The following is a 3,513-nucleotide window of genomic DNA, read 5'->3' as shown; positions in this document are numbered from 1 at the left end:
ATTCAGCAAATGCCCGGTCCGAATCGTGATATCACCGTTCTGCGTCTCAATATTGCCGGAAGTATTGACCACCTCAGCGCTGGCGTTGCCCGCCGTATCGCGCTGCATCCACAGGCTGTTGCCCGCCAGAATATCGCCGCGCTGGTTTTTGATACTGTTCGCCAGCAGGTACATATTGTTTCCGGCGTACAGCAGCGCGGTGTTAAGCAGGCTGCCCGCGGCGTTTAGCGTCAGGGTGCCTGCCGTGCCGAGAAATCCGCCTGTGGTGATATCGCTGCGGCTATTCAGCGTAACGTCGCCACCGGCCTGCAACGTGCCTGCGGCATTCATCGCGATCTGGCTGCCGGAAAGCGTGCTGCTGCCGCTACCGGTGGTGATTTGGCCGTTATTAGTTAGCGCGCCGCCAGCCTTCAGATTAACCGCCTGGCCCTGCATCACACTCTGGTTGGCGATCGCGCCGTTACTGGTGATATTTAGCGTGTCGCCAGCGGCAATGACATTTTTACCTGTGAAACCCTCGCTCAGCTTCAGCGTCAGGTTACCCAAAGCAATGACCTGCCCAAGCTGATCAAAACCGGTGCTGGTCAGCAGCAGATTGCCGCCGCTGTAGAGTTTCCCGGCCGTCTGATGAGTCACTTTATCTGCATTAAGCGTGAGGCTATTGGTGCCAAGCAGCGTGCCCGCATTCGCGGTCGTTACCGCGTTCAGCAACAGTGTCGTCGCCTGTAGCCAGCCGTTATTACTCAAAGATGCGGTGTTGAGCGTCAGTTCCTTCCCGGACAGGAGTTTGCCGTCGTTGCGTAGCGAGTTCCCCGCATTAACCACTGAGCTTTCGCCGCCCTGAACGATGCCGTAATTAATAAGGCCTGGCGTGGTAATGCGCAGCGCTTTCTCGCTAAGTAGTACGCCCGTCGCGCTATTGCTGAGGGTGCTTCCAGTCTCCAGCACCAGAGCGTTGCCGCCCTGGAGTCGCCCGCTGTTGTTGAGACTCCCCGCAGTTATTCGTGTATCTCGCCCCTGAATTTGCCCGCCGTTATCTACCGCAGCCGCTTCCAGTGCGAGCGCGCCGCCGCTCAGCAGCGTTTTGCCTGACTGTTGGCTAAATTTGCCGTTCAGCGTCACCGACAAATCATCCACGCCGCTGATTTGCCCGGCGTTATTCAGACTTTCGCCCGTAAGCGTCAGTCGCCTGGCAGCCCACTGCCCGCTGTTGCTCAGGTCAAGCGCGCTAAGCGCGGCGCGGCCGTTAGCGGTGATTTTGCTGCTTTTCCCTGAGGTAAGATTGCCGGTCAGTTTTAGCGTTAACGCATCAGCGCTCTGGATTGCGCCGTCGTTACTCAGCTTCTGCGCGTTAAGCAGAATTTGCTGCCCCTGCCAGGTACCGCCGTTGCTGATATCGCCGCCGTTGATGGTTAACGCGCCCTGCGTCAGCAGCTTCCCGCTGTTGACCAGTTCCAGCAGCGGAGCCGCCATTGCCATACGGGCTTCCAGCGTTAGCGCATTCAGGCCAATAATCGTGCCTTTATTTTCGATACGCGTTTGATTGAGCGTCAGGTTGTTGGCCTGCAGCGCACCGCTGTTGCTGAGTTCGTTGCCAGCGAGCGTCATTTCACCGGCGCTCATCAAAGATCCCTGATTATTCAGGTTTTGTGCGTTGATGACGGTATTTCCCTGGCTAAGTAAATCGCCCTGACTGGTCATATTTTGCGCAACACTGACATTGACGCCGTCAGTACCCAGCAGAGAACCGCCGTTCAGCCAGTTATTTGCCGTGACGCTCGCGTTTCGTCCCTGCAAAGTGCCGAAGTTTTTGAACCCGGAGGCTTTCAATGTAAGCGCACCTGCGGTCAGCACCCGTCCGTCAGCACTTACATCAATTTGATTACCGTCAATCGCCAGCGCGTTCGAACCCTGCAAAAGACCGCCGTTGCTTAACTGCGCGGCATTGAGATGCACGAAATCCCCCGCAATGCTGCCCAGGTTGTTCAGGCTGTCCGCTTTAAGCCCGAGCGCCGTCTTGCCCAGCAGCAGGCCGGAAGACTGGTTAAGCACCTGCGAATAGCGCAGGTCCAGGGTCGTGGCATTCATCTCGCCTGCGTTGTTAAGGCGCTTACCGCTGAGCTGCAATTTTGTGCCGCTGCTGATTAATCCGCTGTTGGTCAGCGCATCAACCTGCAAATTGATACCGGCATCGCTGGCGATAAGCCCGGCATTAGTAAACTGCGGCAGGATAAACGCCAGGCCATATGCGCTGTAAATGCTGCCCTGGGCGAGATTCTCGAACTGGTCGGCCTTAAGCGTAAACAGGCGGTCTCCCTGCAATTTCCCGCCGTTGACCAGGCGCTTTGCCATAAGGCGAAGGGAAGGGGCCGTTATTGTTCCGCTATTGATTAGTTCGCCAGAGTGAAGCGTGACGATCTGCGCATTGCTTTTGCCGCTGTGTGTCAGCTTGTCTGCCGTTACGTTGAAGTTCTCTTTCGCCGCTTGCGTCCCGCTAAGCGCGGCGTTTTGAGCGCTGAGGGTAATCGAGCCGTCGCTTTGTAGCTGCGCGTTTGCCTGCGTGCTGAGCTGCGTGGCCTGCACGGCAAGATCGCCCTGAGCAATGACCTTACCATCAAGCGCAGCGCGGGCCGTGCTTAGCGCGATGCCGCCCTGGCTGGTGGTTAACGATTTCGCTGCGGTACTCAGAGAATCGCCGCTAACCGCAAGGGATTTTTTGCCCGACAGCGTACCGCTTTGCAGGATTTGGCCCGCTTTTACGGTAAGCGCGCCCTCGGAAAGGATTTGCCCGCCTGCGGCATTATTTAGCGTTTTTGCGGCGCTAAGGCTGGCTGAGCCCTTTGCGCTGAGCGTGCCGCTTTGGTTGAGGGTTTGTACCGCTACATCCAGCCCGCCGCCGCTGAGCATTTGCCCGCGGTTATTCAGCGAAACGCCACTTACCGCCAGGTTTTTCTGGCTTTGCACCGTGCCGCTGTTGTCCAGGCCCGACGCATTCAGGCGCGCATTTCCGTTCGCAACAAGCTGGCCCGTATGACTTAATTTTCCGGCTTTCAGCTCAACGTTTTTCCCGGCGATAAGCAGGCCTTGCGTGGTTGCCGTGCCAGCAAGAGCAATATTGAGATTATTCCTCGCATCGCCCCGGCTGGTGGCGTTCTGCGCAAGATCCTGCCCCTTCAGGTTGATGTCGTTCCCGGCGGTGAGACGGCTGTTGTTAAGCGTCAGTTTGCCGTTGCCGTTAAGGGTGATATTTCCGTCGCTGGCAAGCTCGCTCCCTTCCACATTCACGTCACGTTGGGCGACAACCGTCAGCGGCCCGCCGGACTTGTGCTCTCCGCTAAGGGTCACCGAGTCGCCTTTTGCAGTCAGACTACCGCTGGCAAGGCTGTTTTTAAGCGCAAGTTTGCCGCTGGCATCGAGCGTGATGTCGCCCTGGCGTGCATTCAGGTCGCCAAGGTTAACGCCCACCCCTTTTTCGCTGGAAACAAGATGGATACGGTTGGCGTACATGCCGCC

At 57.5% G+C, this 3,513-nt stretch carries 1 protein-coding gene; it reads right to left on the bottom strand.

What is annotated here, in order from left to right:
• Positions 1-3,513 (bottom strand): beta strand repeat-containing protein (locus tag MUA00_RS00315; RefSeq protein ID WP_408639679.1); only part of this gene is annotated, 3,513 nt, incomplete at both ends.

Source organism: Dryocola boscaweniae (assembly GCF_025215095.1).
GTDB classification, from domain to species: Bacteria; Pseudomonadota; Gammaproteobacteria; order Enterobacterales; family Enterobacteriaceae; genus Dryocola; species Dryocola boscaweniae.
The sequence above is the reverse complement of the archived record's forward strand: the minus strand, read 5'-3'. Positions and strand labels throughout refer to the sequence as shown.